The following is a 26,406-nucleotide window of genomic DNA, read 5'->3' on the forward strand; positions in this document are numbered from 1 at the left end:
CACCATGCCCGAGAACCCGAACCCGAACGGCCCGACCCCGAACGGCCCGACCCCCGAGGACCCTGCCAAGGGCGCCCCGACTCCGGCCCCCGCCAGCGGCGACCAGGGCGACCAGGCCGACGCGCTCGCTGCCGCAGAGCAGCGCGCCACCGAGGCCGAGGCCGAGGCCGCTCGACTCCGCCGGTCGAACGCCGCGCAGAAGGGGACCGACGTGGCGGCTCTGCGAAGCGAGCTACAGGCCGAGATCCGGAGCGAGTTTGCCGCCGAGCTGCTGCGGGCCGAGGTACGCGCTGCCGCCGCTGGTCGTCTCGCCGACCCGTCCGACGCGCTTGCCCTGCTCGACCTGTCCACGCTTGCCGGCCAGAACGGCAAGGCGGACCCGGCGGCCGTAACTGCCGCGCTGGACAAGCTGGTCAAGGACAAGCCCTACCTTGCGGCCACTCCGCCGCAGGGGGCCGCACCGTGGGGCGACGTTGGCGCCGGTCAGCGTCGCGCCGCCGAGCCCGAGCCGTCCAGCCCGTTCGACCGCCTGCGCCGGGCTTACTCGAAGTAGGACGCCAGCTCCGGGGCTTTCTCAAATGAGAGGCCCCTTTTTCATGCCCACAAACAGGGGGAATTCACCTTATGGCTATTTCGCTCGCCGAGGCCGCGAAGCTTTCCACGACCGATCTTCAGCGCGGCGTCATTGAGACGTTCGTGCAGGAGTCGAGCATTCTCGACCGCATCCCGTTTCTCACCATCGAGGGCAACGCCTACGCCTACAACGAGGAGGCCACGCTCCCCGGTGTGGAGTTCCGAGCGGTTAACGGCGCCTACTCCGAGAGCACCGGCACGGTCAACCAGAAGTCCGAGAGCCTGGTCATTCTCGGTGGTGACGCCGACGTGGACAAGTTCATCGTCCGCACCCGGGGAAACCTCAACGACCAGCGCGCGATCCAGACCCGAATGAAGGTGAAGGCCGCTTCCTACAAGTTCGCCGAAACCTTCTTCAATGGCGATATCGCCACCGACCCGAAGTCCTTCGACGGCCTGCGCAAGCGTCTCACCGGCGGGCAGGTTCTGACCGCTGGCACCAACGGCGCGCCCGTACTCGGCAACGGCACCACGGACCCGCACGCCTTCTTTGACCTGCTGGATTCCCTGGTGGCCTCGGTCCCGGGTCTGACGGCCGGCAACGGCGCGCTGTACGCCAACCGGCAGGTTCTCGCGAAGGTTCGTAGCGCCGCTCGGCGTATCGGTGGTGTCGAGATCGTGCGGGAGGATCTGACCGGTAAGCGCGTGCTGACCTACAACGGGATTTCGTTCCTGGACCCCGGCCAGAATGCGGCGGGCGTGGATATCCTCCCGCAGACCGAGACGCAGGGAACTGCCGTGGACGCGTCTTCGATCTACGCCGTGCGATTCGGTCAGGGCGAGGACGACCGGGCCGTTACCGGTCTCACCAACGGCGGCGTTCAGGTTTATGACCTGGGCGAGCTGGAGTCCAAGCCGTCCTACCGGACCCGAATCGAGTTCTACACCGGCGTTGCCGTTTTCGGTGGCAAGGGTGCGGCCCGCCTTAACGGCGTTCTGGCCAAGTAGAAAAGGGGCCCGGAATGCCGCCGCGTAAGCGCGCAACGGCACCGATTCCCCGCCTTCCGCATGACGAATTCTGTGAAGCCCCGTCCCGGTTTGAGCGTTTTCCTGTGCTCGACCAGGACGGGGCCGAGCGGATCGTCACACGGTGCATCGGGTGCGGTGCCCAACTGACCAGCAAATAGAGGGGGTTGACCATGACCACACTTCCGGCGCTGGCCACTGTGGACCAGCTGGCCGCCTGGTTGCAGCGGGCCCCCGAGGACATGCCGCCGGGGGCCGCAACGGTGCTTGACGTGGCGTCAGCCGTGGTTCGCACCGAGGCCCGGACCGACTTCGCACGCCGGGCGACCACCGTTCTTCTGCACCCCCGAACAGGGTGGATCACGTTGCCGCTCCGGCCGGTCGTATCGGTCGACGCCGTCACGGTCATGGGCGGCCCGCTGGAGCACGCGCAGTGGGAGTTGCACGGTGACCGCCTGCGGGTGCTCCCATACCCCCACAGTCCGGCCCTGGTGACCTACACATCAGGACACGGCAGCGTGCCAGGCGACGTGCTGGCGATCGTTCTGACGCTTGCCGGCCGGATCATCACCAACCCGGCCGACCTGCGGCAGGAAACCGCCGGAGGGGTGTCCGTCACCTACGCCGCCGAGACCATCGGGGCCTCACTCGCCCCGGTCGAGCGTGACCAGCTCGCTCGGTACCGGCGCCGCTCCGTGGTGGTGATCCAGACGTGAGCCTGTACCGGCAGACGGTAGTGATCTACCGGGCCCCGTACCGGCTCGATCGCTACGGCAACGCGACCACCGAACGTGACTGGACCCGAGCGACCGCAACGACCGTGCGGAGTGTGGCAGTTCAGCCGGACTCGACCGCCGAGGCGGACGGGGATCGTCCCGCCGTGACAACCGGGTGGCGCCTGATTACCCGGCGCGGCGTCGACCTGGACCTGATCCCCGGTGACCGGGTTCTGTCCGCCGGGCGCCTGCTGGAGACGGACGGCGAAGTGGCTCGGTGGTGGGAATCCGCCGGGCGCATCCATCACGCCGAGGCCCGTTTGGTGGTGGTGGCGGGGTGAGTCGCTTTCGCCGCTTCAAGGCCAACAGGGCTGGTATCCGCAGCCTCATGAAGTTGCCCGGGGTCGGTGCGGAGCTGGACCGTATCGCGCGCCGGATCGCTGCCTCGGCCGGGGGCAACGGTGGGATTTACAAGACGGACCAGGAAACGGGCCGCCTGCGAATCCGGTCCGCCGTAGTGGGTGACTACGACTGGGGCCACTCCGATTACGAGAGCTCCCGGCGCGACCTGTTGCGGGGCCTGGACGGCGCCAATGACTAGCCGCCCGACCATCCTCATGCCGGACGCCGTAGCGGTCGTCACGGGCTACCTGCGGGCCGCGCTTTCGGCAGCCGGCCGACCCGTGCCGGTCGTCTCTCGCATCCCGATGGCACGGCCGCCCGAGTTTGTTCGGGTCGAGCGGGTCGGCGGGACCAGGGCGACCGTCGTATCCGACCGGCCCCGCCTCGATATCCATGCGTGGGCTGCCACCGAATCCGAAGCGCACGATCTCGCCGCCCTGGTTCGCGCACTCATGGACTCCATTCCGGGCGTGCGCGATGAAGTTACCGTCTACCGGATCACCGAAGTCGGGGGCCTGCAATGGCTGCCTGACAGTGAGACCAGCAGCCCCCGTTACGCGTTCGCCGTCGAAATCCACATGCGCGGACGCGTGCTCTAGGGGCCTAGCGACGGCGCTGGGAGGGTTGGAGCCCGTCGTCATCCAGTGCCGCCCGCGCGGCTATTGCGAAATCTTGAATTAAGTCCTGAAGCTGCGTTCCAATTAGTCGGACGGTTTCTAGGTCAGACGGCACACGCGCTCCCGGCGCATGGGAAAGCCCTCTCTGCACAATTCCGAGAGCTACACCCACATGACTGGAAATTGGGCTTGCGACGGCCACTACCGAATCAGGGCCCACTAGTGCGACCTCTGCCCATGCCTCTCTCATCTCCTCTTCCATGGCGGGTGCCGCTGCACGGGATTCATCTGTGATGGCATAAAAACTTTCCCGCGCGGCGGAAGCAACAGAGATCAGATGCATGTAGGCGGAATGGCGGGGCTCGCGCCGCTCTTTGAGGTGTGTGGCCCGAGCGTTCATTCTTATGCCTTTTTGCTGAGCCCACCCCGCTGCAAATGCCGCACCGATTGTTGTCGCTGACCCCGCTAGTGCGCCGCACACGGCGGCCAACCCCGCATCCATGCGAAGCAGCTTACCCACGCAGTCAAGAGGGCATGCCGCGTACTGCCAATTTACAGGAGTAGATGATATATGACCCTAAATGCAAATGCCGTGCGCGTCGCCATTACCGGCGCCGCATACACCGCGCCGAAGGGAACTACGGCCCCGGTCGACGCCACAACCGCATGGCCGGCTGCCGCTGTCGATATCGGCTGGATCAGTGACGACGGGATCACCGAGTCCAATGCCGCCGATACAACCGAAATCAAGGCGTGGCAGGGCGGGGCCACGGTCCGAAAGGTCGTCAGTTCCTCGGAAATGACGTTCAAGTTTACGGCCATCGAGACCAGCAAAACCACGCTGGAGCTTTACCACCGAGGCTCGAAGGTAACCGGAACCTCGGGTAAGGCGGTGCTCGCAATCAAGGCGCCGGGTCCGGACCGCAGGATGTTCGGATTCGATGTGGTCGACGGCACCAGCCATATCCGCATCGTGATTCCGGATGGTGAGGTAACCGAAGTTGGCGACCTGACCTACAAGGGTGACGAAGCGCTCGCCTACGAGCTGACGGTCACGGCCTACCCCGCTGCGGACGGGACCGTCGCAATCAAGTTCTCCGACGATCCGGCATGGCTCAGCACTCCGGCACCGTAACCCGTTTCTGCCCTGCGGCAGGAACGTTCCTGCTAGATCGTGAGGTGTTTTCATGAGTGACGTTTTCAATCTTGACGTGTGGGTGGCCGAGGCCAAGCGCGACCCGTTCCGTTTCGCTCTCGGCGGGACCACGTTCGTACTCCCGGCGGCCAGTGATCTCGACAAGGCGATTCTCTCCGAGGTGAACACGGAGAGTCCGTCCGCAGCGGATATCGTCGCGCTGCTGCGGGCCGGTCTCGCTGACCAGTGGGCCGACTTCGACAAGCTGCCCGTACCTATTAGCGCGGTCGGTGAACTGTTTCGCCGCTGGCAGCGGCACGAGGGCGTGACGCCGGGGGAACCCGAGCCCTCGCCCGCCTCCTGACCGAGCACGGCGAGGCTATAGAAGCCGATTTCCAGCGTTACTACGGGACCGATATCCGGGACCTGTGGCGGCCCGGTTCCGGGCTGACGTGGCGCCGCCTGCGGGCACTGATATCCGGACTGCCGACCGATTCCGCCCTGGCCCGTTCGCTGGCCGGTCCTGACGCTGTGTGGACGCTGGAAAACCAGCTACTCGCGGCCGTCCACGACCGGCTGAACGAAGCGAATTGGCAGCGCGGAAATGCCGGGGCCAAAAGTCCGAGTCGGCGCCCGGAACCCATTCCTAGGCCGGGTATCAAAACTGGCCGGATCGGCTCGACCAAGCGCAGCCCGCAGGACGTCGCCGCGTACCTGGCGCGATTCCAACCGACGGACGGGGGTGAGTAATGGCCGTCGAGGTCGGAATGGGCTATCTGTCGATTGTCCCTGAAGTTCAGGGGTTCGCCAGAGAGCTGCAACAGCAAGTCACAGGCCCTACGGAGCAGGCTGGCGAGGCGGCCGGGCAGGGCGGCGGGCAGGCAGCCGGCGAGAACTTCACCAGCAAAATGGGAGGCGTCCTAAAGGGCAGTCTCCTGGCGGTCGGCCTGGCCGCTGCTGCCGTTCTGGTAAAAGGTTTCTCGGACGCTCTCGACCAGGGCGCCATTAACGGGAAGATCCAAGCGAGCCTAGGCAGTACGCCCGAGGCAGCCGCCCGGTACGGAAAAGCCGCCGGGCAGCTCTATGCGCACGGCGTCACAGAAAATGTCGAGGACGCTGCACAGGCACTATCCGGTGTGATGCGCGCTGGCATCCTTCCTCCGGACGCCACGAACGCTCAAATCGAGTCCATTACCGGGAGGGTAGCGGATCTCAGCGATACGTTCGAGCTCGACCTGGGGCAGACTGCAAATGCGGTCGGTCAGATACTCAAGAACGGACTAGCCAAAGACGGCACCGAGGCTCTAGACATTCTCACTCGGGGAATGCAGCAGATGGGCCCGCGCGCCGATGACATGGCCGATACGTTCAATGAGTATTCGACCAAGTTCCGTGACTTGGGATTGTCGGCCGCTCTCGCCATGGGGCTTATGTCTCAAGGCATGCTGGCGGGTGCGCGTGATACCGACGTGGTCGCCGACGCCCTGAAGGAATTTCAGATCAGGGCCACGGACGGATCTAAAGCCAGCACCGAGGCGTACGAGGCTATCGGCCTGAACGCCGAAGAGATGACCACCAAAATCGCCAAGGGCGGCCCTGGTGCCCGAGAGGGATTGCAACAGGTCATAGACGGGCTGAAGGCAATTCCCGATCCTGCGGCCCGTTCGGCTGCCGCTGTGGGCCTTTTCGGAACCAAAGCCGAGGACATGGGCCAGGCGCTTTGGGCCCTTGACCCGAGCACTGCTATAGCGGCCCTAGGGGACACCGCAGGGGCCGCCAACGCAATGGGCGACGCGCTGCACAACAACGCGAAAACCAGAGTCGAGGGATTCAAACGGTCCCTTGAAGTCGGACTGACCAATTTCATGGGTGACAAGGTCATCCCGATGTTGGAACAGGGCGGCGCCGTCGTGACTGGCGTATTCGGCCCTGCGCTTGAGTACGGCCGCCAACTGGTCGGCCCGTTCTTCGACCTCTTCAAGGGCCCCGGACCCGAGGCGGTAGGGGCATTCGGGCAAATGCTGGTAGGCCTCGGTGGCGACGCCAGAAACGATCTGCTGCCGGTTTTCGAGCGGCTGGTTTCGCTGGCACGGGGGACGCTGTTCCCTGCTTTGCAGGGCCTCGGGCGGGTCGTCTCGGGCGAGTTGCTGCCCGCGCTTATGGGCATGTATTCGGCGGTCGCCTCGGCGGTCATGCCGGTACTGTCCGGAATCGGCCGGGTGATGGGTGACACCATCGTGCCCGCTGTGATGCGCGTCTATTCAGCGATCGCCGAGAACCTGCAACCCATCTTCTCGGCGGTATCGGAGTTCATCCGGGACAGGGTCGTGCCGGCTGTTGAGACGGTCGGCGACAAGTTCCGTGAGCTGGTCGACAAGGCTCAGCCGCTGATCTCTGTGGTGACGTCGGTCCTGTCGTGGCTCGGACGGCTCGCCGCCGACATTCTCGGCGTCGTGATCCCGGTGATCATTCGACTCGCGGGACCAATTTTCGAGAGCCTGTTCAGTGCCATTGGCCTGGTTATCGATGTGGTCGGCGAGTGGATCGGATTCATGGGAAGGCTCGCAACAGCCTTCCGTGACGCCGCTCGACCGGTGGCCGAGTTTGTCGAAACGGCGGTGTCCAAATTCGGCGAGTTCATCACATGGGTTGGCGGCCTGGCGGTCCGGGTCATGGACGCTGTCGGCGATTTCCGAAGCCTGCTGGTCGAAAAGGGCAAGGACCTGGCTCGCGGAATTTGGGACGGCATTTCCGGCATGGGCGGCTGGCTGAAAGACAAGCTGATCGGGTGGGCCAAGGATTCAATTCCTGGTCCGATTGCCGACGCGCTCGGCATCCATTCCCCGTCACGGGTCATGGCGGCGAGGGTCGGCCGCTGGATTCCCGCCGGTATCGCCGCTGGCGTCGACCAGGCCGAGCCGGATCTCACGGCCCGACTGCGGACCCTGGTCACGATTCCGCCCGTGCGGGTGCCCGCCCCCGTGCTGGCCCTGCCGGGTGCCTCGGCGACCAGCTCGGCACCGTCCATCACGGTCAACGCGACCACCAACGCCAGCCCGTACGAGATCGGGCGAGAGCTGGCGTGGCAACTACGAACAGGGGGTGGGTAGTTGGCTGCCGTTTCATACTCGGGGCAGCCGTGGACCATGGAGTACGGGGGTGTCCTACTCGGCGCCCCCGGCTCGGTGGTGCTGCACGAACCGTCAGGGCTGCTCGACTCGCCCGAGGTCCGGTCGTCCGATCGGACGCTGCTGCAACGGCACGGGGCCTCGGCCGGGACCGACTATCTCGGGGCCCGGGTACTGCACTTGGGGTTCACCGTGTTGGACGACCCCGGCACCCTGGCGGAAGTGCTGGCAGCGTTCCAGCCCGCCGCAGGGGACAAGGTTCTCAGGTTCGCGGTGCCCGGCCTCGCTGGCGGGTCCGGCCGGCTGACGGCCCGAGTCCGCAAGCGCTCGGCGCCGGTCGGCTCGGTCTACGCCGCCGGGGCGGTCCGGTTTGACGTGGAACTGTACGCGGCCGATCCGGTGCTGTACGCGGACCAGGAAGCGACAGCGCGGGTCCTGCCGCTGGCCCCTCGGGGCTCGGTCAAGATTTTTCCGATGCGGTTCCCGTGGGGCGTGATGAAATCCGGGGCGGTCTATATCGCGCCGCCTGTAGACATCACGGTCGACGGCAATACGCCCACGTGGCCGACTTTCACCATCGCGGGCCCGGCAGTGAATCCGACGGTTATCAACCGTCGGACCGGCGAGCGGATCACCGTGCAACTCAACGTACCCACCAACGAGGTACTGACAATCGACACCAGGGCGCGAAGCGTGCTTCTCAATGGCGCTTCCCGATACGGCGCACTGACACCCGAAAGCACATGGTTCGCGCTTACGCCGGGAACGGTACGGCTCGAATTCGATGATCTGCTCGGTGATAAAAACCGGGGCGCTGACGTGCGTTGGCGCTCCGCATGGATCTAAGGGGGGAAATATGGCGGGAGGTATCCGAGCGCCGATCTACCTGCACAAGGGTGAATACGACTCCGGCGACTTCCGGGCGGTCCTGGCAGATATCCGAGGGCTGAATATCGGGGTGATCCCTGGTTTCGCAGGCGACGGATTCAAGACCACGGCGGTAGCCGGAAGTTCCGCCCGTGTGGCGGTCGCCGGTGGCCGGGCATGGGTGCCGCTGACCAAAGCTGGCGTCCGTGATTTCCGGCACGCGTATTACATCGACCTGCCGAGCCCCGGTGTCCAATTCAACCTGGCCACTGCCTCGGCGACAGCAGACCGCTATGACCTGATTGTGGCGCGTGTCTCCGATGACACCGACGCGACGACGTACGCCGAAGTGGCCCTAGCAAACTATGCCCCGGGCAATCTCGCCCCGGGGTGGGCGGTCGACGTAGTCCGGGGAACGGATGGTGCGGGCACTCCGAGCGTTCCGTATGACAGCTATCTAGTCCTCGCCAGGGTCCGAGTGAAGAAGGGCGCGACAAGCCTTTCTGCGGCCGATATCGAGGACATGCGGTACGCGACCACGGGGCAGGGAGATCCGACCCCGATCACCCCTCTGCGGACCGCTCCGGGGCAGAGCGTCGCAGCGGTGGCCGGCAATCAATACAAGGGCGGGCTGATCTATGCCGCCGATGAAGACCGGGTGTATGTCAAGGGGGCAACCGACGCGCGGCCCCTGGTCAACCGTGCCTTTATGACGGGGCAGACGTCTCGGGGCTCTACCGGGTGGTGGGGCGTGGACGCTCCCGGCGCGGACATGTCCGGCATGGTGCTGCGGTACGACGGTCCTGCGGCCACCTATGATCGGGTGGGCATTCTGAATTATCAGATCAGGGTAATCGGCGCCCCGGGGCGTGAGGGGTGGCACTCCATTATGACGTTCTCCGATACGGCGAACTACTGGGAATCCCTCCGCAAGTACGAGGCTGCCGCAGCGATCACACCGCACGCCGGAACGGCCCATGTCCTGATCCCCAAGAACAAGCCTTTGAAGGTCTGGCACGCACTTTATGCCCAGCTCGGTTGGGCGTATCTCGATGAGTGGCAGTCCTATTCACAGATGACCGTTGTTCCGCTTGAGTAGGGGGCGAGGATGGCACAGTACCGCGTAATCTTCGCCGAGTTCCTGACCGGTGCCCTGTGGGGAGAGCTGGCCGTTTCCGAGCTCTCCTACTCCCTGGCGCTCAATGGGCCGGGATCGGCCACGGTTAAAATCCCGCTGTGGGCATTCGACTGGTCGGCTCTTTCCCCCTGGCGGACTCTGGTCTACGTCCAACGGGGTGAGCAAATCCTGTGGGGCGGTCCCCTGGTCGCCTTCGGTGTGGACCTTGAGTCCGAGGATGCGGAACTCAATTGCGCCGGGCTCTGGGCCTACTACCGGCGCCGGCTGATCACCTATGATTCGGCGTTCACGCAGCGGGATCAGGGTGAAATTGTCAAGGCGCTGGTGCAGGATTTCGGTGACGGCACCGGGCAGTACCCATGGAACTCGGGTCCTCGGGCCCTCATGTGGGACGGCTCGACCACAACCGGAGTCCTGCGGGACCGCACCTACCGCAAGTACGAGCGGAAGGCCCTCGGGCAGGCTGTCGAGGACCTGGCAGGGGTCCGGAACGGATTCGATTTCCGAATTGGCTTCGGGTGGTCCGGCAGCCGTGTCGCGAATTTCTTCCGGCTCGCTCCGGCCTCGGGGGTTCCCACGGATCTCGTGCTGGAGCACGGCGCGAATTGCGATATCCCGAGTTTCAGCGTGGACGGTACGAGCATGGTCACCGAGGCTGTGACGACGGGCGGGGGCCAGGCTGACGACCAACTCGCGGTGTGGTGGTACAACTTGCCCGCCGAGCTTCGGATGCCCCGGCTGTCGGCCGTTCAGTCCCGGCAGGACGTGACCACGGTCGACGTGCTGACCGGGTACTCGCAGCAGATGATCTCCGAGGGCTCAACTCCGGTTGTGATTCCGTCAGTTCGGCTCTACCCGGACAGCTACCCGGGGCCCGGCGACGTACAGCCGGGGCAGCTGGTCAGGGTCCGTGCGCGAGTCGGCGGCCGCCTGGTGCTCGACAGGACATACAAGATCACCGGCGTCTCGGTGAAGCTGACCGATGCTGGCGAGGAGACCACGCTGGCCCTGGTCCCGGAGGGGGTGTACGCCAGTGTCGGGAGCGCTGCAACTCCCTAGCCTGGCAGGGGAATTCGCCGACCTGCGGCGGCGCCTTGACGCACTGGAGCGCAACCCCGGTGCGGGTGCCCGCGATGAACCGTTGCCCATGTCCCCGTATACCCCGTGGTCCGGCGGCGCGGCGTTCAGAGCCGTTGCTCAGATCGGCGTTGGCGGGCTGAACCGGCCGGTGGTCCGCCTGGATTTCTGGGCGACGGTCACGGGCGCCGGGTCAGTTGAGTTCCGCCTGTTCGACGTGGACTCGGGCCGCACCACGTCGGCCGTGATTGCCCTCGGCGCCGGGACCGGGCAGTGGGTGCGCGCCGAGTGGCTGCACACGCTCGACCCGCCGCACACCCGAACCGGGACATGGCGCCGCGTGCTGCTACAGGCCCGGCAGTCGGTCGGCACTCCAACCCTGACGCTCGGCCTCGGCCTCGCCTCGGGGGTGTCGACCACCACGGCCCCGGGCGCCACCACGGCCGGGACCTGGTCCACCGTGACCGCCCCGGCCGGCTACTGAGAGGAGAGAGCGTGTCAGACGCACAGGCGTACACCCTGTCCATCGTGCTGCCCGCCGAGGACGTACGGGCAATCGTCGCCTATGCCACCGGGCAGGACCCGGGGCCACCGACACCAGACACCTACCGCAGGGCGGGCGAGGAGGTACAGGCCGTGGCCGAGTCGGCCGTAACCGCCTTACTCCGCCGGACGGTCGACTACCGACCGCTCTCCGCTGCGGTCACCATCCGCCGAGAGGAGACCGACCCGAATGCACCCGTCCCGTTCACCGGACCCGCAGACCCCGCCTGATCAGCTCGGCGTGGTCAGCGTGGGCGCGCGAGAGATCTATGACCAGGTCATCGAACTTCGTTCAGAGGTCCGCAGCATCGGCCAGCAGGCCGAGGGCGTGCGCGCCGAACTGGACGACCACGAAAGCAGGCTAAGGGCCCTTGAGGCATGGCGTTACGCGCTGCCCGTCGCCGCGCTGACAGGCGTAGGCGGCGCCCTGGTCGCCATTGTGCAGGCGGTTGCCAAGTAGGCGACCACACAACCGAGTTCACAACACGCAGCCCCGTCCGGGCGCTACCGGGCGGGGCTTTTCTATGCCCGAAAGAGGTCACTATGAGCGTCGATATCGTCTCCCGCAGCGCGTGGGGCGCCCGTCCCTGGACTAACGACGTGGCGACCGTGCCACTGTCCGAGCGCACCGAGTTCTATATCCACTACGACGGCGGAACTCCCGTCAGCCGCACGGGAGTTGCGGTCCCGCAGGCCATCGAGCGCGAGCACCTGGGCAACGGGTGGTCGGGCATCGGCTATCACTTCGTCGTCGACCAGGCCGGCACGGTCTACGAGGGCCGAGGGTGGAACCTACAGGGCGCCCACTGCCCGAACCACAACCGCAGCGCGATCGGCGTACAGATCGCTGTCGGCGGCGACCAGGCCCCGAGCGATGCGGCCCTGCGGTCGGCCCGTGCGCTCTACGACATGGCGTGCGCCCGCACCGGTCGCCAGCTGGCAATGCGAGGCCACCGGGACGGGTTCGCAACTTCCTGCCCCGGTACCCGCCTGTACGCCTGGGTCAAGGCCGGGATGCCCGCCCCGGGTGGTGGCTCGACCGGTGGCGGCGCGGCTACCCCGTACCCGGGCTACCTGATCCGGCGTGGCTCGACCGGCGGGGCCGTCCGGGTGGTGCAGTCCGTGCTCACCCGGCGCGGCTACAGCGTCGGCCGGTTCGGTGCCGACGGCGTGTTCGGTGGTGACACCGAGGCGGCCGTACGCCGGTTCCAGTCGGACCAGCGGATCAGCTCTGACGGGGTGGTGGGCCCGGTCACCTGGTCCCGCCTCATGCCGTAGCGCAGAGTGCGCACTTCCTAGCCGGACATGTCCGTTTCAGTCGTCTATAGGCCGCCCCGCGGGGCCGTTTTTTCTCTACACACAGTCACTTTCTAGGGGGCTTCAATGCAGTTCATCTACACCCATCCGGCCCGGATCTATGCGGTTCTGGTCGCCGCGCTGGCCCTGGTCGCGCACTACGTCCCTTCCCTTCCGTCCGCCCTGGTGCTCGGCCTCGCTGCGGCGGTGCTCGGTACCGGCGAGGCGGTGCAGCGGTGGGAGGACGCGAAAACCATCGCGGCGGGCATCACTCCGCCTGCGGCCGTCGGCCCGTACGAGGACTGATGTCCTACCGCCATGTGGCGCTGCTCGGCCGGGCCCGAGCCGGCAAGGACTCCATCGGGGCCCGGCTGGTCCACCAATTCGCGTTCATCAGGGTGGCGTTCGCCGACCCGTTGCGGGATGCCGCGCTCGACCTGGACCCGATCGTGGGGGCCGAGCGCACCGCGTATGGCCACCTGCCCGTCCGGCTGTCCGATGTGGTCGGCAGGTACGGGTGGGAGAGGGCCAAAGCGGAGCACACCGAAGTACGGCGCACGCTCCAGCGGCTCGGCGAAGCGGTGCGAACGCACGACCCGGACTACTGGTTGCGGCTCGCCCTCGCCCGGGTCGACGTCGCCGAGGCGTGGAACCTTCCGACGGTCGTCACCGACGTGCGGCACACCAACGAGGTTGAGGCACTGCGGGAACGCGGGGCCCTGGTGGTGCGGGTCGAGCGCCCCGGGCACCAGCTCAGCGGCTCGGCCGGCGAGCACGTCACAGAGACGGAGCTATCCGCCTACCCGGCGGACGTGACGATCACCAACGGCGGGACGCTCGCCGATCTGCACCAGCTTGCCGACGCCCTTGCCGTTCGGCGCTGACAGCCGGGTGGCAAGGGTGGTGGTTCGGACCCTTTTTTCACTTCTCCCTATGTTTCCTAGAGAGAACTAGAAATTGGTCTCTAACCACCACCCCTGTCACCCTTCACCACTACCCGAGGGGGACACCCATGCCCGGACAGGTCCGGACTATCAAGCGGGGCGGGTCGCGCTTCTATGTGCACCCCGAGACCGCCGTAAAGTACCCGGGAGTGACTTCCGTCGTCGGAATGCTCCCCAAGCCGTTCCTAGTCCATTGGGCGGCCCGCATGGCTGCCGAGACGGCCGTATCCAGTCTCGCCGCTGTGGCGAGCATCGCCGAGCGCGACCCGGACGGCGCCGTGGACTACGTCCGAAACTCCCACCTGCGCTACACCAAGATTCGGGCCAAGGTCGGAAGCGATGCCCACGACATGTTCGAGCGCATGATCCGTCTTGAGGAAATCGACCGGGTCCATCCCGACCTGGAGCCCTACCGCAAGGGGTTCGCCGAGTTCCTTACCGTTGTCCGCCCCGAGCTGGTGCGGGCCGAGGATATCGCCTGGTCCGACACGCACGAGTACGCCGGTTCGTTCGACGCCATTCTGCGCGTGTGGCTCGGCGAGGACGGCAAGCCGACTCCCGACCACAGTGGCACTCCGCATCTGCTGATCGTGGACTGGAAAACGTCGAAGTCGACGTATCCAGACGTCGCACTCCAGCTCTCGGCGTACGCGAACGCTGACCGGATCATCGCCGCCGATGGCACGAGCGAGCCCATGCCCGAATTCGACGGCGCCGCCGTACTCCATATCACCGGCGAGGACTGGGCATTCAAGCCGGTCCGGATCGACAGTGAGGTTTTCGGCGTGTTCCTCACGCTGCGGCGCGTCTTCGAGTGGGACCGCGTGATCAGTAAGACAGTGATCGGCCGCGCTATCGCGCAGAGCGCCCGCCGGCTGGTGACAGGGACTCAGCGCCGGGCCTGATACAGCGCCCGCAGGACCTAAGTGCAGGGGTACGCCCAATATGGGCTGCCCCTTTTTTCATGCCCAAAATCAGGGGGAATCCAATATGGCTATGCGCATTTTCGAGACCGACCCGGACGCGATGCCGAAGGGCACTTTCTCGGATGACACCGTGGGGCGTTTCCATTCGGGCAAGGCGGTTGACGGCCTGCCCGTCGCCCTTTCCGAGTGGCGGGTGTCGACCGGTGACCCCGATGTGGCTGCCGCAATCGCGCAGCTTCTTGGCGGGACTCCGGTCGAGACCGATTCCCAGTCGGAGAACTTCATCGAGGTGGAAACCTCGGTCGACAAGGTCAAGGTGATTCTTGCCGGTTCCGGCGCGATCACCTCGGATCTCAAGCTGTGGAACGGCTCGAACCTTATTCACCACTGCGACGGGGTCGAGTTCCTTTCGCCGGATGAGGACAAGGGCAAGCCCTGCCGCTGCCCCGCCCTCATGGAGGACCGAAAGGCAGCCGCGAAGTCCAAGCGGGGCCCGTCGCCGTCCATCTCGGTTTCCTTCCGGCTCGCCGATGACTACCACCTTGGCCTTTTTCGGTTCCAGACCGGTTCGTGGATGCTGGCGCAGGTCCTGCACGAGGTGGAGAACGCACTCGACCGAATTGACGGCGAGGCCCTGTGCTCGCTTGAGCTGGAGCTGGTCGAGTACACCACGAAGAAGGGCCGTGACGTTTCCTACCGCAAGCCGGTAATCCGCGTTCTCAAGAGCTGGAACGACGCCATGGCGGACCCGAAGTTCTAGCCGGCCGGGGCTCCGCTGCTGGTCAGCGGGGCCCCTGCCCTGTCTCTTGGGGGAGAGACCTATTCCGATTCTCGAACTGTGCGCGGGATACGGCGGGCTCGGCCGCGCGGTCGAGTCACTGACCGGCGAGCGAGTGCGCTATGTCGCGGAAATCGATCCGTACGCCGCTCTGATCCTCGCCACCCGGTATCCGCACGCCCCGAACATCGGGGATATCACGCAATACGACTGGTCCAAGCTCCGAGGCCAGGTCGACATCATCACGGCAGGTTTCCCCTGCCAGGACATTTCTAACGCAGGGAAGCGGGTTGGGATTCGTGGTGCGCGCTCGGGCATCTGGGAAAACGTCGCGGAATCCGTTCGCGTTCTACGACCACGGTACGTCTTCCTGGAGAACGTATCCGCCATCCGAACGCGGGGCCTCTCGGTCGTACTCGGGGACCTGGCCGAGATCGGGTATGACGCGAAGTGGACTTGCTTCCGAGCGTCCGGAACTGGTGCCGCCCACGTGCGAGATCGGTGGTTCTGCATCGCTACTCCTGCTACCGACTCCGACGGCAAGCGACGCATCGCGCGGGCCTGATTTCGCTAAGGCAGAACGCGAGGGCGCCGGGGGCGACGACCTTGTTACTGCGGTCGCCCGCCTATTCGATAAGGACCGGGCGCACAAGCTTTTCAAGACACCCACCGCCAATCTCGGATCGAACGGCGCCGCACAGCATCCGGACAAGCGCCGTGCGGGTGGTCACGGGCCCAATCTCGATGATGAGGTCTCGTTCCTGCTGCCCGTTGACCCGGACATTGCCGAGGAGACGCCGGGGGCGTTCCATTCGCCCCGGGAATGGTGGCAGGACTACGGCCCGGCGGTTCATCGGTGGGAAACCATCACCGGCCGCCCCGCGCCCGTCCCGGTCGAATTCGGACCCCGAGGCGGTAAGCGGCTTGCGGCTGTTTTCGCCGAGTGGCTTATGGGCCTTCCGCGCGGGTGGATCACACACATTCCGGGCCTTAACCGGGCCCGTCAGCTCAAGGCAGCCGGTAACGGCGCCGTTTCTCAGCAGGCTTTCACGGCCTATCTGCACCTGATGAACCACAACGAGGGGGACCACACCGATGGGTAAGCGCGGCGTTATCACGGACTATGCGGGCGAGGAACTTCACAAGGGAGACCTGATCGTCTACGCGGCCCGGCAGGGAAACCGTGTCAGGCTCGCTGACGCCCTGGTCGACAAGGTCACGGCCAAATTGGTCGACGGCCGCCTGCGGCCCATGCTGCTGGTTCGCCCGACCGGTACGGAGTCCGGATTCACGCGCCGTAAGAGCCTGCGCCGGGAGTGGATTTCCAGTGAGCACGTCCGCCTTGTCATTCCGGGTGTGGCGGACATCTACGAGGACTAGCCGCCCCTAGCGGCCCGCACCGAGCCGGAGAGTATCCCCACGATGCTCTCCGGCTCTTTCCATTTCTAGGGGGAACCGTGATTCTCGTGACCAACGAGCCGTTGGCTTTTTTCCTGATTGCCTCACTGTCGGGCATCGTCTTCTGTTGCATCATCCTCGCCGTTGTCGCCGTTTGGGGGCGTGATGAGGATGAGTAACCCGAACAAGGCGCGCGGCACCGCATGGGAATCGTCGGTGCGCGATTACCTGAACCGACATCTCGGCCTGGTCGACCCGGACGGCCGATTCCTGCACCCTGCCAGCGCCGACAACGTCCGCCGGGCCGCACAAGAGGGCGCCCGAGACGTGGGTGACATTCACTGCCACCCGTTCATCCTGGAATGCAAGGATGTGAAGAGCCCGGCCGTACCGACGTGGCTCCGGCAGGCGGTCACCGAGGCGGGCCACGCCGGGTATCCGTTCGGGGTCGTGGTGCACAAGCGCCGGGGCGCGGGGGCCAGTTCCGGGCGGGTGCACTTCCCCATCAGCACATGGACGGCCGTACGCGACACGCTCGGCATGCCCGTGGACGACGCGGCAGGGCTGTACGGGGCGGTCTACTCTGCCCGGGGCACCGACACCAACCGCTGGTACGTGACTATCTCGCTCGCCGACTTCGCCGATCTGCTCGCCGATATTCGGGGGGCGCATCGTGTTCCTAGCTGATCTGCTCTCCCGATTCGGCGATGTGACCGAGCACCAGGACGGCGGGTACTCGGCGCTCTGCCCCGCACACCCCGACTCAACTCCGTCTCTGCGGCTATGGCGGGGCGAAGATCACAAGCTTCGGGTGCACTGCCGCACGGGCTGCACCCCCGAGGCGGTTGCAGCTGCTGCTGGACTCCGCATGCGGGACCTGTTCGACGTGACCGGACCCGGTGCCACGGTCAGCAGCGCGCGCCCCGAGCTGGTCACCGTGGGACACACGGCCGCTCTCGCCGCGTACGTCGACCGGACTTCGGCGGCACTGGCCGGCCCGGCGCTCGACTACCTTGCCGACCGGTTCGGGGTGGACACCGAGACGGCCGCTGATCTTCGGCTCGGCTACGACCAGGGCGACCAGGGCGAGGCACCCGACGCGTTCGCGCATCTCTCCCGTGGCTACCGCGCGCACCCCCGGCTGACCGTCCCCCTGGTCGGGTTCGACGGGGTTGCCCGGGGCCTACAGGGGCGGGACCTGTCCGGTCAGTGCCCCGCCCGATGGGTGAGCCTGATGAACCCGAGGGGGCACAGGTGGGCCCCCTACGGCGTCATGCACGGGCAGGGTGGCTACGGCACGGTCCTGCTCTGCGAAGGCCCCGGCGACGCCCTGACGGCCGTTGCTGTCGGGTACGACGCCGTAGCGATCCGAGGCGCGTCCCTTGCTGGCAGTCCCGAGCTGGTCGCCGAGCTGGCCGAGGGACTGCGCGGCTCGCTGGTGATCCTCGCGGGTGACCAGGACCAGGCCGGGCAGGGATTCTCAGCCCGTCTTGCCGAGGGCCTGGCCGAGCACGGCGTTACGGCCCTGGTGCTCGAACTGCCATCTTCTGTAGGGGACTTGACCGACTGGCGCGAGTCGGACCCGGCCGGATTCCCGGCAGCGCTGCACCGTGCGGTCAAGGCAGCCCGTCCGGCAAAGAACAGCACGGATGCTCAAGTGGCTAGCCGGGACGCCGAGTTGGCGGTTCGGACCGGCGCCGACACGGTCAGCCGGGACCAGGGTGCCGAGGCGGCCGAGATCCTGGCACGCCTGGTGGGCCAGCTCGGCGAATCCGACGCGATGAACGCACACGCGCTGGTCGCTTGGTGCGGGGGCCGAATCCGGTACGCCCCCGGAATGGGATTCCACACGTGGAACGGACGGATTTGGGTCCGCAGTGACGTACGGGTCCGGCAGGAAATCCACCGGATGGGCGCCGCCCTGGTGCTGGCCGGCCAGACTCAACCCGCGCGGGGCTTCACCATGACGACCCGCATTGACGCGCTGATGACCGAGCTGCGATCCATCCCGTCCGTCTATGTCACGCCCGAGGAATTCGACGCGCACCCCGATCTGCTGACGTTTCGAAACGGCACGGTCGACCTGCGGACCGGAGCGATCCGGCCGCACGACCAGCGCGACCTAGCCACTTTCGCACTCGATATCGACTACAACCCGGAAGCGACCTGCCCACGCTGGGAGAGGTTCCTCACCGAAGTGTTCCCCGGCAGCCCCGACATGCCCGCGTATCTGCGGCGCGTCATCGGCTACGGAATCACCGGGCACACGTCGGAACAGGTTTTCGCGATTCTGTGGGGGAAGGGAGCGAACGGCAAAAGCGTCTTCCTCGACACCCTGACGGCCGTATTTCGGGCGATCACCAAGACGACGGGATTCAGCACGTTCGAGGAGCGTAAGGGCGGCGGAATTCCCAACGACCTTGCTGCCCTGCGCGGGGCCCGGCTGGTTATGGCATCCGAGGGCGAGGCTGGCAAGCCGATGTCCGAGGCAGTTATCAAGCGCTCGACCGGCAGTGACGTGATACAGGCACGGTTCCTGCACCATGAGTTCTTCGAGTTCAAGCCGAGTTTTCTTCTGCTTCTCGCGACCAACCACAGGCCCAAATTCAGAAGCCAAGATGAGGGCCTGTGGCGACGTGTGCGGATGCTCCCGTTTCTGCGCTTCTTCGCTCCGGCCGAGCGTGATCCCGATCTGCTGCGGAAGCTCCGGGCGGAGGCCGAGGGGATCGCCGCATGGGCCGTACGCGGGGCCGCAGAGTGGTACGCCGAGGGCCTACAGGACCCGCCGGACGTGTCCAGCGCAAGCCAGGAGTACCGGGCCACCAGCGACCAGCTTGCCGGCTTCTTCCCCGGGGTCCTGGTTCGGGACGAAAGCGCGCAGATGAACGGCAACGAGGCGTTCACGGCCTACCTGGAATGGGCCGAGGACGAAAACCTACCGGCTCGGGAGCGGGGTACGCGGCGGGCATTCTACGACGCCATGGAGGAAAGGGGGGCGGTCCGGAAGTCCACGAAACGGGGAATCGCCCTGCTGGGAATCCGCCGAGCCGACCAGAGCCCCGACGCGAAGGGGGTAGGTATCTTCGCGACCTGAAATCGGGCTGTCTGCCATTGCGGCGGGCAGCCCCCTTTCGGGCTATGCGGACCATTCTTCACCAGGTGGCCGGCGAGACCGTCACCGTAAATGTACCCGAGGACACCGACGACCTACGTAAATTCTGGGAGTGGCTTTACGAAGTACGGCACCGTGGACCTATCGCGGTGGATACAGAGACCAGCGGTCTCGACCTATTCTCAACAGGCTACCGTCTTCGCACGGTGCAATTCGGCGACGCCCGAACGGCTTGGGTCCTGCTCTATGAGCGCGGGGGTTACTTCGCCTCTTACGCCCGTGACGCCCTGCGGCGAATCCCGCAAATTCTCATTCATAACGCAGCCTTCGACTGGCTTGTGCTGGACCGGCACGCGGGAATTCCGCTCGAAGACCTCGCACCGCACACCACCGACACTCGCATTCTGGCAAGCCTCATTGACCCGAGGCAGCCCCAAGAAATGGGCATCGGGACCGCGCTCAAGCCGCTGACGGCCTATTGGGTGGACCCGGCGGCCCCGGACACTCAGGCAGGGCTCAACGCTGTTTTTCGCTCGCACGGTTTCACCAAAGAGACCGGCTGGGCGGGCATTCCGGCGACGGACGAAACCTATTTGCTCTACGCAGGTCTCGACGTCATTTTCACGGCACGGCTGGAGACCGTCCTGCGGCGGGAACTCGCCCGGCTAGAGGTACGGGACGCCCTCATCCCGTACGAGCACGAGATAGCCCGTATCTGTGCCCACATGCAGCGCAAGGGCATGGTCCTAGACGTGCCGTACACCGAGGCACTGAACGGCCAACTCGCCGAGGACGCGCAGCACTTCGCTGCCCTTGCGGGCCGGTACGGGGTCGACAACGTCAACTCGACCGCGCAGATAGCGGCGGCCCTGGTGGGCATGGGCGAAGCCCTGACAGAGACAACTGCCAGCGGTGCCCTGCGAGTTGATAAGTCGGTCTTGTCAGCCCTCGCGGACGTGTCGCTACAGGGCGAACCCCTTGGCCTGCGGACGCCGAACGCGCTTGCCCTCGCCGTAATCAAATCCAAGCGCGCGGGGAAATGGCGCTCGGCCTATACCGGCACGTTTCTCGACACGGTCGACGCCGAGGGGCGGTGCCACCCGTTCATCAATGCCCTACAGGCTCGAACGGGGCGCATGTCGATTACGCGGCCCGCTCTCCAGACGCTTCCGGCCTCGGATCAGATGATCCGCCGGTGCCTGCTGGCGGAGGAAGGACATGTATTCATCTCGACCGATTTCAAGGCGGTCGAACTTCGCGTACTCGCCGCCCTGGCGGACGTGCGCAGGATGAAAGAGGCGATCCGGGACGGCCAGGATCTGCACGATTTCACGGCGTCGATTCTGTTCGGCGAGGGCTTCACCCCGAAGCAAAGGAAGCTCAGCAAGTCGACCGGTCTCGGAAAGGTCTACGGGGGCGGCGCGGCCACGATCGCCCGTCAGTCTGGCGTGCCCGTCGAGGACGTACAGCGCGCTATCCGGGCGTATGACCGCCTCTACCCAGAGATCAAAAAGGCGGCCCGCAGGTGGCAGCGTGAGGCTTTCGAGACCGGAATGGTGTCCATCTCGGCGACGGGCCGAAGGCTTCCTTTGGATAGGGACCGTACATACGCTGTAACAAATTATATGTGTCAAAGTGCGGCGCGCGACGTTCTCGGGCAGAGCCTTATCAATATCGAGGAAGCCGGACTGCTCGACATGTTGCGCTTGCCGATCCATGACGAATGCCTCGTGTCGGCTCCGGCCGGCGAGGCTGCCGAGATCGCCCGGGAAATCGAGCGGTGCATGACCTGGGACCTGCGGGGCGTGCCCATCGAAGCGGAGTCCGAGATCGGCGGACGTTCGTGGGGGTCGCTGTACGGATCACCGTACTAGGCAGATGTCAATCGGTTTTCTGAGCCCCGAAGGGTCATTTTCCTAGGGGCGCAAGGGCCCTGGTGCCTGGTGGCCGCCATAACGATTTGGAAAGTTGAGTCACCAAACGGCCGAATTTTGGTAACGATCTGACCCGCTGTAGTCGGAATATGCCCCTGGCTATCGCTCTCGTATCGACTCGGGACCTTTGTCACGGCTCGCCCATGTCTGGCCGCTTTATGTGCATTGCCGCTCTGCGCACTCGAATCTAAATTCAGTGCCTCGCAGCGATTACGGCAATAGCTAAGCCCCGTCCTGCTAACCCGGGACGGGGCTTTTCCATGCCCATTTCCAAAACCACGTGAGTACCGGCAAGGGGTGAAGTCTGCCCTTTTCCAGCTCCGTTCCGGGAATCCGTCCCGCCCCACATGGGGCGACAAATCCCACTTGGAACGGTGCCCCTTGACTCAGCTCACGCATGCCCAAATTCAGGCCGCCAAGGCGAAAGACCTTGCAGCAATCACGGCCGTAATCGCCGAAACCGACGACCTACTCACGGCCCGCGCCCGCCGGCTCGCGTCCACCGGCGGCCATACCGACACCGACCTGATAGAAGATCTGGCGCAAGCCGGACGCATAGCAGTCTGGCAGGCGATCGCCGACTTCGACGGCGACAGTCCTGCGCAATTCATGGCGTTCGTGGATCGCAAGATTACCCGCGCCATGGCGGACGCTCGGCGGGAAGCGACCCGCCCAGGAGTGGACCCGCATACCGCGAAGGTATTCGAGGATGCGCTATGCCTGGCAGCCGGCGACCCCTACAAGGCAGAACTATTGGCAGTCACGGGGGTTCGGCGTAATGACCGGATGAGTCCGGAGCTTGCCTATTCCGCCCGGCTGTCTTGGATGGGGGTTGACTCATTGGACCGGCCGTTCAACGTCACTACCCTCGGAGAAAATGTCACCCTCGGGGACGTTGTGGCCCGCGATATCGAGCTACCCCCGGACCTGGTCGAATCCCGCGATGTCGAGACACACCGTCGGAAGGTCATCCGTAACCAGGTCCACCGCACGCTCGGCCTGCTGAGTGAGCGGCAGCGGCACGTACTCAAGGCCGCCGAAGGCGTGTCCCCGGTCGACCAGTACCGCGAGGGCACCGACGACGATCTGTTGGCAGCGGACATGCGCGTCACGCCGTACCAGGTCCAGCAGGCCCGGACCAAGGGGAAGACACGTTTCCGTGAGCTGTACACCGCCGGAGCGCAGCAGTGGTGATCGTCATCGGCACCGTGGACGGGGGGACGGTCACGATCACCCGGCGGGGCCGCCTGGTCGACATGCACCTACGCGACGCCGAGGGGAGCAGCGTGGCGACCGTGGTCCGTCCGGCCAGCGAGGTGGGGCGCACCCTGGCGGGCCGTGGCGCAGCGCGGCGGCGCAGCAACGGCCAGCGGGAGTAAGGGAATTACTAGCGGGGGCGGGTGCCAGGGTGCCACACGTGCGGGTGCCCGCCCTTCGGGGCCTAGCGGCCCCTGCGGGTGAGATCCGGGCGCCTGCGGCGCGTTCACCGGATCTCAGTCCCCTTACGGGGACCGCCCTTAGCCGGGCGCCTACGGCGCGTTCACCGGCACGGGTCGGCAGTCCTGCGCCTACGGCGCGCACCGGACCGCCGAGGCTCCCACCCGCGCGGCTCTCTGGTACCCGTCCCCGAATACAGGCCGGGGCTTATGAGGAGTAACTATGTTTGTTGCCGGGCGAGTTGACGTGAAAGAGCTTCGGAGTCTGCGGGCAGTCGGCACCGCCGAACTGTCGGTAGCCGTGATGCTGGCCGACCCCGGGGCAGGACGGGACCGCATGATCACCCAAGCCGTCGAAGCGGACCCGAAGTTGGGGCCCGAGCTGGTCGAAGGCGTGACGTACATCCTGTCCGTCTACCGGCTGAACCGAGCCGAGTCGGAGTCGGCCGACTGGTTCGTGATGCGCCGCTCGGGGCTGTACCGCACATGTGAGGGTCCGGCCGAGCACGAGGAGAGCACGGGCGAGTCCAAGGGGGCCAGTTTCTACGTGATTCTGCCCGGGGGCGTCACCCCGCTGTGCATCACGTGCCATCGGCGGGTGACGGCATGAGTGCCTGCCACGCCTGCGACAGCGGACGTTTCGCGTGTCCTCGGGACGACGGTAGGCCCCTGCTCTGCCCGTTCGTGACGGAGTCCGAGAGCGCGGCACTGGCCGAGGCGTACGGCACGGATGACCAGGAGTAGGGCCAGCTAGGGCGGGTCGGCTGATTACCAGCCGGCCCGCTCGGTCGTGCTAGTCGACGGCCTACGGCCGGACTCGGCCCCCTATGGCGCTTCGCGCCGGGCCGAGACGGGAAACCGCCCCCAAGTTCGCTGCGCTCACGGGCGGTGCTGCCCTTCGGGCAGGGGCTGTCGCCCCGGGCCCCTCAAGTTCGCTTCGCTCACGGGCCCGCCCCTGCGGGGCATGGAACCGGCCTGCGGCCGGAAACTTCAATCGTCTAAACGTTGCACAGGCAACTGACTGTCCGTCACATCGTTGCCTCGCTGGCGCAGGGGACTTTGTGTTTTTGGTCACAAGGTGCCGTCGAAAAATTGTTCGCACAAATGTCAGTCCAACGTGCAACCTTTAGGCCTGGTCAGCGTCCTACAGGGCAAGGGGCGCTTGGGCAGGACGCTTTTACTGAACACGTTCAATCCGGGCTGTTCAGAGTCGAAACTGTGTACTAGGGTTAGCGGATGGTTACGCACGGCGAGGAGATGTACGTCACTACTACGGTTTTTGTCACTCCTTGTGAGCAAGGGAGCGGCGCGTGGGAGGTCTGCCCGAACCTTCCGGAGGGTCTGGATACCACTCTGATCCGGGCCTGTGAGGATCTGCCCGCCGTGCTGGAGACGCAGGGCGGCGTGATCGCTGCCGTACTGCGGCACGTCGTCAGGTACAGGGGTTTTCGTCTGCTCGCCCGAGAGACCAGGACGCATGCGCTGGCGGGCGGGGTCGAGTGGGTGCACGACCGGGCAACCGGCACATGGCGGATGCATGACCAGCCGTGGACCACCTGTGACTACGGACTGCACGACCCGGCCGCTTTGGAGGTGGCAGCGTGACCAGGACAAGGCATTTCATAGTGAGCCGGGACGACCGGGCCGAGGCGAGCGAGATCAGGATTCGCCTCGCCTCGGCGCTGACTCGGGCGGGCATCACCGAGCGGTACGGCATGGACGTCCGGCAGACGGCTGGAGCGTGGGGCGTCTACCTGGTCGACCGTGAGCCGGCAACCCCGACCCCGGCCGGGCTGGTCCTGCTCACTCCGGTGCGCGACACACGTGCGCTGGTGGTCAAGCTGCTCGCCCTGGCGGCGTAGCAACGGCCGAGGCCCCACTACCCATCGGCGGGTGGTGGGGCCTCGGGGCGGGCTCTCACACGTCGAACGTGGCGGACCATGTCGCGAAGGCGGCCCATGCCTCGGCGGGGAAGATAAGCGCGGGACCGGTTGGGTCCTTGGAGTCACGGACGGGAACCACACCATGCGTTTGGGCATAGTTCAGTGCGGGCTCAACGCATCCTCCGCTGCCGTTGCTGTAAGAGCTCTTGCGCCACTGGGCGTCAGATAGGTCAACGTGCATGACGTTCAAGGTCCTTCCGTATTTCACGGATCATCGCCTGTGATGCCCCTTTGCTGAGTGCGTCGACCTGTAGCCGATCGAAGGCTCCAGCCCATGTGGCAACTGTCTCAGAGTCTCGTTCCAAGTATCCCCGTTGCAGCGTCTCGGTGTAGCCGAGTATTGCCCGGTTTGGCATGGTCAGCAGGACCACGGGATGCGAGAACGGATGATCTTCAGCCAGGCTGTAGGGGGCGACCTGCAAGATCACGTTTGAACGCTCGCTCAACGACTCCAAATGCTTGAGCTGGCGTGCCATCACGGCCGGTCCGCCGACCGGACGGTACAAGCAACTTTCGTCGATGACCGCATGCACAACTGGTGCGGGAGTGCGCTCTAGGCCACGCTGACGCGCTGCCAGCGTGGCTACGCGGGCGTCGGCTTGTGTAGGTGTCGCGCTCCCGCGTCGAACGTTCCCTGCTTCCCAGGCGGCGGCGTGCTCCAGCGTCTGAAGTGGGCCGGGGATCAGCCGGAAGTCAACCAGGCGGATCACTAGTGCTTCCGCCTCTCGCGGCGTGTAGTCAGCGAACCCAGGGATCAGGGCGCCGTTCTTCCAGCTCCACCACAGGAGTTCCAGCGTGCCCTGTGCGCCCAGTGCCGCATCGGCCAGGGAGACGAACTTTAAGCTCGGCGGCTGTTTGGCAGTCTCAACGGTCGAAATGTAGACGCTGCTGTACTGGATCAGCTTGCCTAGTTCAACTTGCGTGAGTGCGCGCGCCACCCTTGACCTGCGCAGATGAACAGCCAACGCTGCCAACGGTGATGACGTTGGGTCAAGTTGCTTCGGAGGCATGTTCGATCCTCACTTAAAGTCCGGCTCACTACAGAGTTAAGACGCTTCCGATCCTAGGCCCGGATGCCGATCCTGGTAACAGGCAGGAACCGCCCCGTTACGGGTGGTCCGCCGTCATCCCCGACTCTGCGCGAAGGGACGCACCGCCATGCCCGCGAAGCTCACCACGTCACCCCCACCGAAGCGCCCGCCAAGGGCGAGGCAGATGCCAGCGAGCTGGCTGGAGCCCCCGCCCGAAGCCGCCAAGCCTGCGCCGCCGAGGCCGGGTTCACCGCTCGCTACCTACCAGCGGGCCCGGACGGCCGGATCGGTACTGCCGGGAGACTCCGGACTGTCCCGCGATGCGATCCGCTCGACCTGCCCATGCTCCAACTGCACTGAGTGGCGGGCCGGATGACCGACGACCG

At 65.7% G+C, this 26,406-nt stretch carries 32 protein-coding genes; 30 read left to right on the plus strand and 2 right to left on the minus strand.

All coding sequences use genetic code 11. From position 1 onward, the window contains the following. Positions 1–4: 4 nt before the first annotated feature. The 30 genes from ABT118_RS02495 (at position 5) to ABT118_RS02640 (ending at position 24,908) form a co-directional block, all read left to right on the plus strand. Positions 5–553 (plus strand): hypothetical protein, encoded by a 549-nt coding sequence (locus ABT118_RS02495; RefSeq protein WP_350644354.1) that lies wholly within the window; start codon positions 5–7, stop codon positions 551–553. 71 nt (positions 554–624) lie between these two features. Then, complete coding sequence (locus tag ABT118_RS02500) at positions 625–1,581, plus strand: major capsid protein (RefSeq protein WP_350644356.1); 957 nt, start codon at positions 625–627, stop codon at positions 1,579–1,581. 191 nt (positions 1,582–1,772) lie between these two features. Further along, a complete protein-coding gene (locus ABT118_RS02505) occupies positions 1,773–2,315 on the plus strand; it encodes a hypothetical protein (RefSeq protein ID WP_350645088.1) in 543 nt (180 codons plus the stop codon). Then, entirely contained in the window at positions 2,312–2,656 is a 345-nt protein-coding gene (locus ABT118_RS02510; RefSeq protein WP_350644357.1) for a hypothetical protein, read from the plus strand. The genes ABT118_RS02505 and ABT118_RS02510 overlap by 4 nt, the downstream gene beginning before the upstream one ends. Continuing rightward, positions 2,653–2,916 carry a hypothetical protein gene (locus ABT118_RS02515; protein ID WP_350644358.1) on the plus strand — a complete coding sequence of 88 codons (264 nt, stop codon included), beginning with the start codon at positions 2,653–2,655 and terminating at the stop codon, positions 2,914–2,916. The genes ABT118_RS02510 and ABT118_RS02515 overlap by 4 nt, the downstream gene beginning before the upstream one ends. Positions 2,917–2,932: 16 nt before the next feature. Further along, a complete protein-coding gene (locus ABT118_RS02520; protein WP_350644360.1) occupies positions 2,933–3,316 on the plus strand; it encodes a hypothetical protein in 384 nt (127 codons plus the stop codon). A 589-nt stretch (positions 3,317–3,905) separates the two neighbouring features. Further along, positions 3,906–4,469, plus strand: coding sequence for a phage tail tube protein (locus tag ABT118_RS02525; protein WP_502884453.1), 564 nt, complete (start codon positions 3,906–3,908; stop codon positions 4,467–4,469). Positions 4,470–4,521: 52 nt separating this feature from the next. Continuing rightward, positions 4,522–4,833, plus strand: a complete 312-nt coding sequence (locus tag ABT118_RS02530; RefSeq protein WP_350644363.1) for a hypothetical protein — start codon at positions 4,522–4,524, stop codon at positions 4,831–4,833. 385 nt (positions 4,834–5,218) lie between these two features. Next, positions 5,219–7,579, plus strand: coding sequence for a phage tail tape measure protein (locus ABT118_RS02535; RefSeq protein ID WP_350644364.1), 2,361 nt, complete (start codon positions 5,219–5,221; stop codon positions 7,577–7,579). Positions 7,580–7,615: 36 nt separating this feature from the next. Next, positions 7,616–8,443 (plus strand): phage distal tail protein, encoded by an 828-nt coding sequence (locus tag ABT118_RS02540; RefSeq protein ID WP_350644365.1) that lies wholly within the window; start codon positions 7,616–7,618, stop codon positions 8,441–8,443. A gap of 10 nt (positions 8,444–8,453) precedes the next feature. After that, positions 8,454–9,563, plus strand: a complete 1,110-nt coding sequence (locus ABT118_RS02545; RefSeq protein WP_350644366.1) for a hypothetical protein — start codon at positions 8,454–8,456, stop codon at positions 9,561–9,563. Between the two features lie 9 nt (positions 9,564–9,572). Continuing rightward, positions 9,573–10,661: a hypothetical protein gene (locus tag ABT118_RS02550; RefSeq protein WP_350644368.1), complete on the plus strand. Its 1,089-nt coding sequence runs from the start codon at positions 9,573–9,575 to the stop codon at positions 10,659–10,661. Next, the gene (locus ABT118_RS02555; protein WP_350644369.1) at positions 10,636–11,163 is read left to right on the plus strand and encodes a hypothetical protein; all 528 of its coding nucleotides are present in this window, start codon (positions 10,636–10,638) and stop codon (positions 11,161–11,163) included. Before ABT118_RS02550 ends, ABT118_RS02555 begins: the two co-directional genes overlap by 26 nt. Positions 11,164–11,174: 11 nt before the next feature. Continuing rightward, positions 11,175–11,453, plus strand: a complete 279-nt coding sequence (locus tag ABT118_RS02560; RefSeq protein ID WP_350644370.1) for a hypothetical protein — start codon at positions 11,175–11,177, stop codon at positions 11,451–11,453. A gap of 19 nt (positions 11,454–11,472) precedes the next feature. Beyond that, positions 11,473–11,682, plus strand: coding sequence for a hypothetical protein (locus tag ABT118_RS02565; RefSeq protein WP_350644371.1), 210 nt, complete (start codon positions 11,473–11,475; stop codon positions 11,680–11,682). Positions 11,683–11,765: 83 nt separating this feature from the next. Next, positions 11,766–12,500: a peptidoglycan recognition protein family protein gene (locus tag ABT118_RS02570; RefSeq protein ID WP_350644372.1), complete on the plus strand. Its 735-nt coding sequence runs from the start codon at positions 11,766–11,768 to the stop codon at positions 12,498–12,500. Between the two features lie 105 nt (positions 12,501–12,605). Then, positions 12,606–12,824 carry a hypothetical protein gene (locus ABT118_RS02575; RefSeq protein WP_350644373.1) on the plus strand — a complete coding sequence of 73 codons (219 nt, stop codon included), beginning with the start codon at positions 12,606–12,608 and terminating at the stop codon, positions 12,822–12,824. Then, entirely contained in the window at positions 12,824–13,402 is a 579-nt protein-coding gene (locus tag ABT118_RS02580; RefSeq protein WP_350644374.1) for a deoxynucleotide monophosphate kinase family protein, read from the plus strand. The genes ABT118_RS02575 and ABT118_RS02580 overlap by 1 nt, the downstream gene beginning before the upstream one ends. 209 nt (positions 13,403–13,611) lie before the next feature. Next, complete coding sequence (locus ABT118_RS02585; RefSeq protein WP_350644375.1) at positions 13,612–14,367, plus strand: hypothetical protein; 756 nt, start codon at positions 13,612–13,614, stop codon at positions 14,365–14,367. 91 nt (positions 14,368–14,458) lie between these two features. Then, positions 14,459–15,148 carry a recombination directionality factor gene (locus tag ABT118_RS02590; protein ID WP_350644376.1) on the plus strand — a complete coding sequence of 230 codons (690 nt, stop codon included), beginning with the start codon at positions 14,459–14,461 and terminating at the stop codon, positions 15,146–15,148. A 46-nt stretch (positions 15,149–15,194) separates the two neighbouring features. Beyond that, positions 15,195–15,731, plus strand: coding sequence for a DNA cytosine methyltransferase (locus ABT118_RS02595; RefSeq protein WP_350644377.1), 537 nt, complete (start codon positions 15,195–15,197; stop codon positions 15,729–15,731). A 530-nt stretch (positions 15,732–16,261) separates the two neighbouring features. Further along, positions 16,262–16,546 (plus strand): hypothetical protein, encoded by a 285-nt coding sequence (locus ABT118_RS02600; protein ID WP_350644378.1) that lies wholly within the window; start codon positions 16,262–16,264, stop codon positions 16,544–16,546. Positions 16,547–16,735: 189 nt separating this feature from the next. Continuing rightward, a complete protein-coding gene (locus ABT118_RS02605) occupies positions 16,736–17,251 on the plus strand; it encodes a hypothetical protein (RefSeq protein ID WP_350644379.1) in 516 nt (171 codons plus the stop codon). 181 nt (positions 17,252–17,432) lie between these two features. Further along, positions 17,433–19,658 carry a phage/plasmid primase, P4 family gene (locus ABT118_RS02610; RefSeq protein ID WP_350644380.1) on the plus strand — a complete coding sequence of 742 codons (2,226 nt, stop codon included), beginning with the start codon at positions 17,433–17,435 and terminating at the stop codon, positions 19,656–19,658. Between the two features lie 65 nt (positions 19,659–19,723). Continuing rightward, a complete protein-coding gene (locus tag ABT118_RS02615; protein WP_350644381.1) occupies positions 19,724–21,550 on the plus strand; it encodes a DNA polymerase in 1,827 nt (608 codons plus the stop codon). A gap of 441 nt (positions 21,551–21,991) precedes the next feature. After that, positions 21,992–22,804 (plus strand): sigma factor, encoded by an 813-nt coding sequence (locus ABT118_RS02620; RefSeq protein WP_350644382.1) that lies wholly within the window; start codon positions 21,992–21,994, stop codon positions 22,802–22,804. Then, positions 22,798–22,989, plus strand: coding sequence for a hypothetical protein (locus ABT118_RS02625; protein ID WP_350644383.1), 192 nt, complete (start codon positions 22,798–22,800; stop codon positions 22,987–22,989). The genes ABT118_RS02620 and ABT118_RS02625 overlap by 7 nt, the downstream gene beginning before the upstream one ends. Before the next feature lie 280 nt (positions 22,990–23,269). Then, entirely contained in the window at positions 23,270–23,656 is a 387-nt protein-coding gene (locus ABT118_RS02630; protein WP_350644385.1) for a hypothetical protein, read from the plus strand. Positions 23,657–24,282: 626 nt separating this feature from the next. Next, on the plus strand, positions 24,283–24,651 hold the full coding sequence (locus ABT118_RS02635) for a hypothetical protein (protein WP_350644386.1): 369 nt from the start codon (positions 24,283–24,285) through the stop codon (positions 24,649–24,651). Positions 24,652–24,671: 20 nt separating this feature from the next. After that, the gene (locus ABT118_RS02640; protein ID WP_350644388.1) at positions 24,672–24,908 is read left to right on the plus strand and encodes a hypothetical protein; all 237 of its coding nucleotides are present in this window, start codon (positions 24,672–24,674) and stop codon (positions 24,906–24,908) included. A 55-nt stretch (positions 24,909–24,963) separates the two neighbouring features. Here ABT118_RS02640 and ABT118_RS02645 read toward each other — a convergent pair whose 3' ends face one another. Next, positions 24,964–25,170 (minus strand): DUF397 domain-containing protein, encoded by a 207-nt coding sequence (locus ABT118_RS02645; protein ID WP_350644390.1) that lies wholly within the window; start codon positions 25,168–25,170, stop codon positions 24,964–24,966. After that, positions 25,160–25,999, minus strand: a complete 840-nt coding sequence (locus ABT118_RS02650; protein WP_350644392.1) for a helix-turn-helix domain-containing protein — start codon at positions 25,997–25,999, stop codon at positions 25,160–25,162. Before ABT118_RS02650 ends, ABT118_RS02645 begins: the two co-directional genes overlap by 11 nt. Positions 26,000–26,406 lie beyond the last annotated feature (407 nt).

Source organism: Kitasatospora sp. NPDC002040 (assembly GCF_040296785.1).
Taxonomy (GTDB): Bacteria; Actinomycetota; Actinomycetes; order Streptomycetales; family Streptomycetaceae; genus Kitasatospora.

Coding starts and splice junctions, on each gene's coding strand:
- ABT118_RS02495 (WP_350644354.1), top strand. CDS start 5: ATGCCCGAGAACCCGAACCCGAACGGCCCGACCCCGAACGGCCCGACC.
- ABT118_RS02500 (WP_350644356.1), top strand. CDS start 625: ATGGCTATTTCGCTCGCCGAGGCCGCGAAGCTTTCCACGACCGATCTT.
- ABT118_RS02505 (WP_350645088.1), top strand. CDS start 1,773: ATGACCACACTTCCGGCGCTGGCCACTGTGGACCAGCTGGCCGCCTGG.
- ABT118_RS02520 (WP_350644360.1), top strand. CDS start 2,933: ATGCCGGACGCCGTAGCGGTCGTCACGGGCTACCTGCGGGCCGCGCTT.
- ABT118_RS02525 (WP_502884453.1), top strand. CDS start 3,906: ATGACCCTAAATGCAAATGCCGTGCGCGTCGCCATTACCGGCGCCGCA.
- ABT118_RS02530 (WP_350644363.1), top strand. CDS start 4,522: ATGAGTGACGTTTTCAATCTTGACGTGTGGGTGGCCGAGGCCAAGCGC.
- ABT118_RS02535 (WP_350644364.1), top strand. CDS start 5,219: ATGGCCGTCGAGGTCGGAATGGGCTATCTGTCGATTGTCCCTGAAGTT.
- ABT118_RS02540 (WP_350644365.1), top strand. CDS start 7,616: ATGGAGTACGGGGGTGTCCTACTCGGCGCCCCCGGCTCGGTGGTGCTG.
- ABT118_RS02545 (WP_350644366.1), top strand. CDS start 8,454: ATGGCGGGAGGTATCCGAGCGCCGATCTACCTGCACAAGGGTGAATAC.
- ABT118_RS02550 (WP_350644368.1), top strand. CDS start 9,573: ATGGCACAGTACCGCGTAATCTTCGCCGAGTTCCTGACCGGTGCCCTG.
- ABT118_RS02570 (WP_350644372.1), top strand. CDS start 11,766: ATGAGCGTCGATATCGTCTCCCGCAGCGCGTGGGGCGCCCGTCCCTGG.
- ABT118_RS02575 (WP_350644373.1), top strand. CDS start 12,606: ATGCAGTTCATCTACACCCATCCGGCCCGGATCTATGCGGTTCTGGTC.
- ABT118_RS02580 (WP_350644374.1), top strand. CDS start 12,824: ATGTCCTACCGCCATGTGGCGCTGCTCGGCCGGGCCCGAGCCGGCAAG.
- ABT118_RS02590 (WP_350644376.1), top strand. CDS start 14,459: ATGCGCATTTTCGAGACCGACCCGGACGCGATGCCGAAGGGCACTTTC.
- ABT118_RS02600 (WP_350644378.1), top strand. CDS start 16,262: ATGGGTAAGCGCGGCGTTATCACGGACTATGCGGGCGAGGAACTTCAC.
- ABT118_RS02605 (WP_350644379.1), top strand. CDS start 16,736: ATGAGTAACCCGAACAAGGCGCGCGGCACCGCATGGGAATCGTCGGTG.
- ABT118_RS02610 (WP_350644380.1), top strand. CDS start 17,433: ATGCGGGACCTGTTCGACGTGACCGGACCCGGTGCCACGGTCAGCAGC.
- ABT118_RS02630 (WP_350644385.1), top strand. CDS start 23,270: ATGTTTGTTGCCGGGCGAGTTGACGTGAAAGAGCTTCGGAGTCTGCGG.
- ABT118_RS02635 (WP_350644386.1), top strand. CDS start 24,283: ATGGTTACGCACGGCGAGGAGATGTACGTCACTACTACGGTTTTTGTC.
- ABT118_RS02645 (WP_350644390.1), bottom strand. CDS start 25,170: ATGCACGTTGACCTATCTGACGCCCAGTGGCGCAAGAGCTCTTACAGC.
- ABT118_RS02650 (WP_350644392.1), bottom strand. CDS start 25,999: ATGCCTCCGAAGCAACTTGACCCAACGTCATCACCGTTGGCAGCGTTG.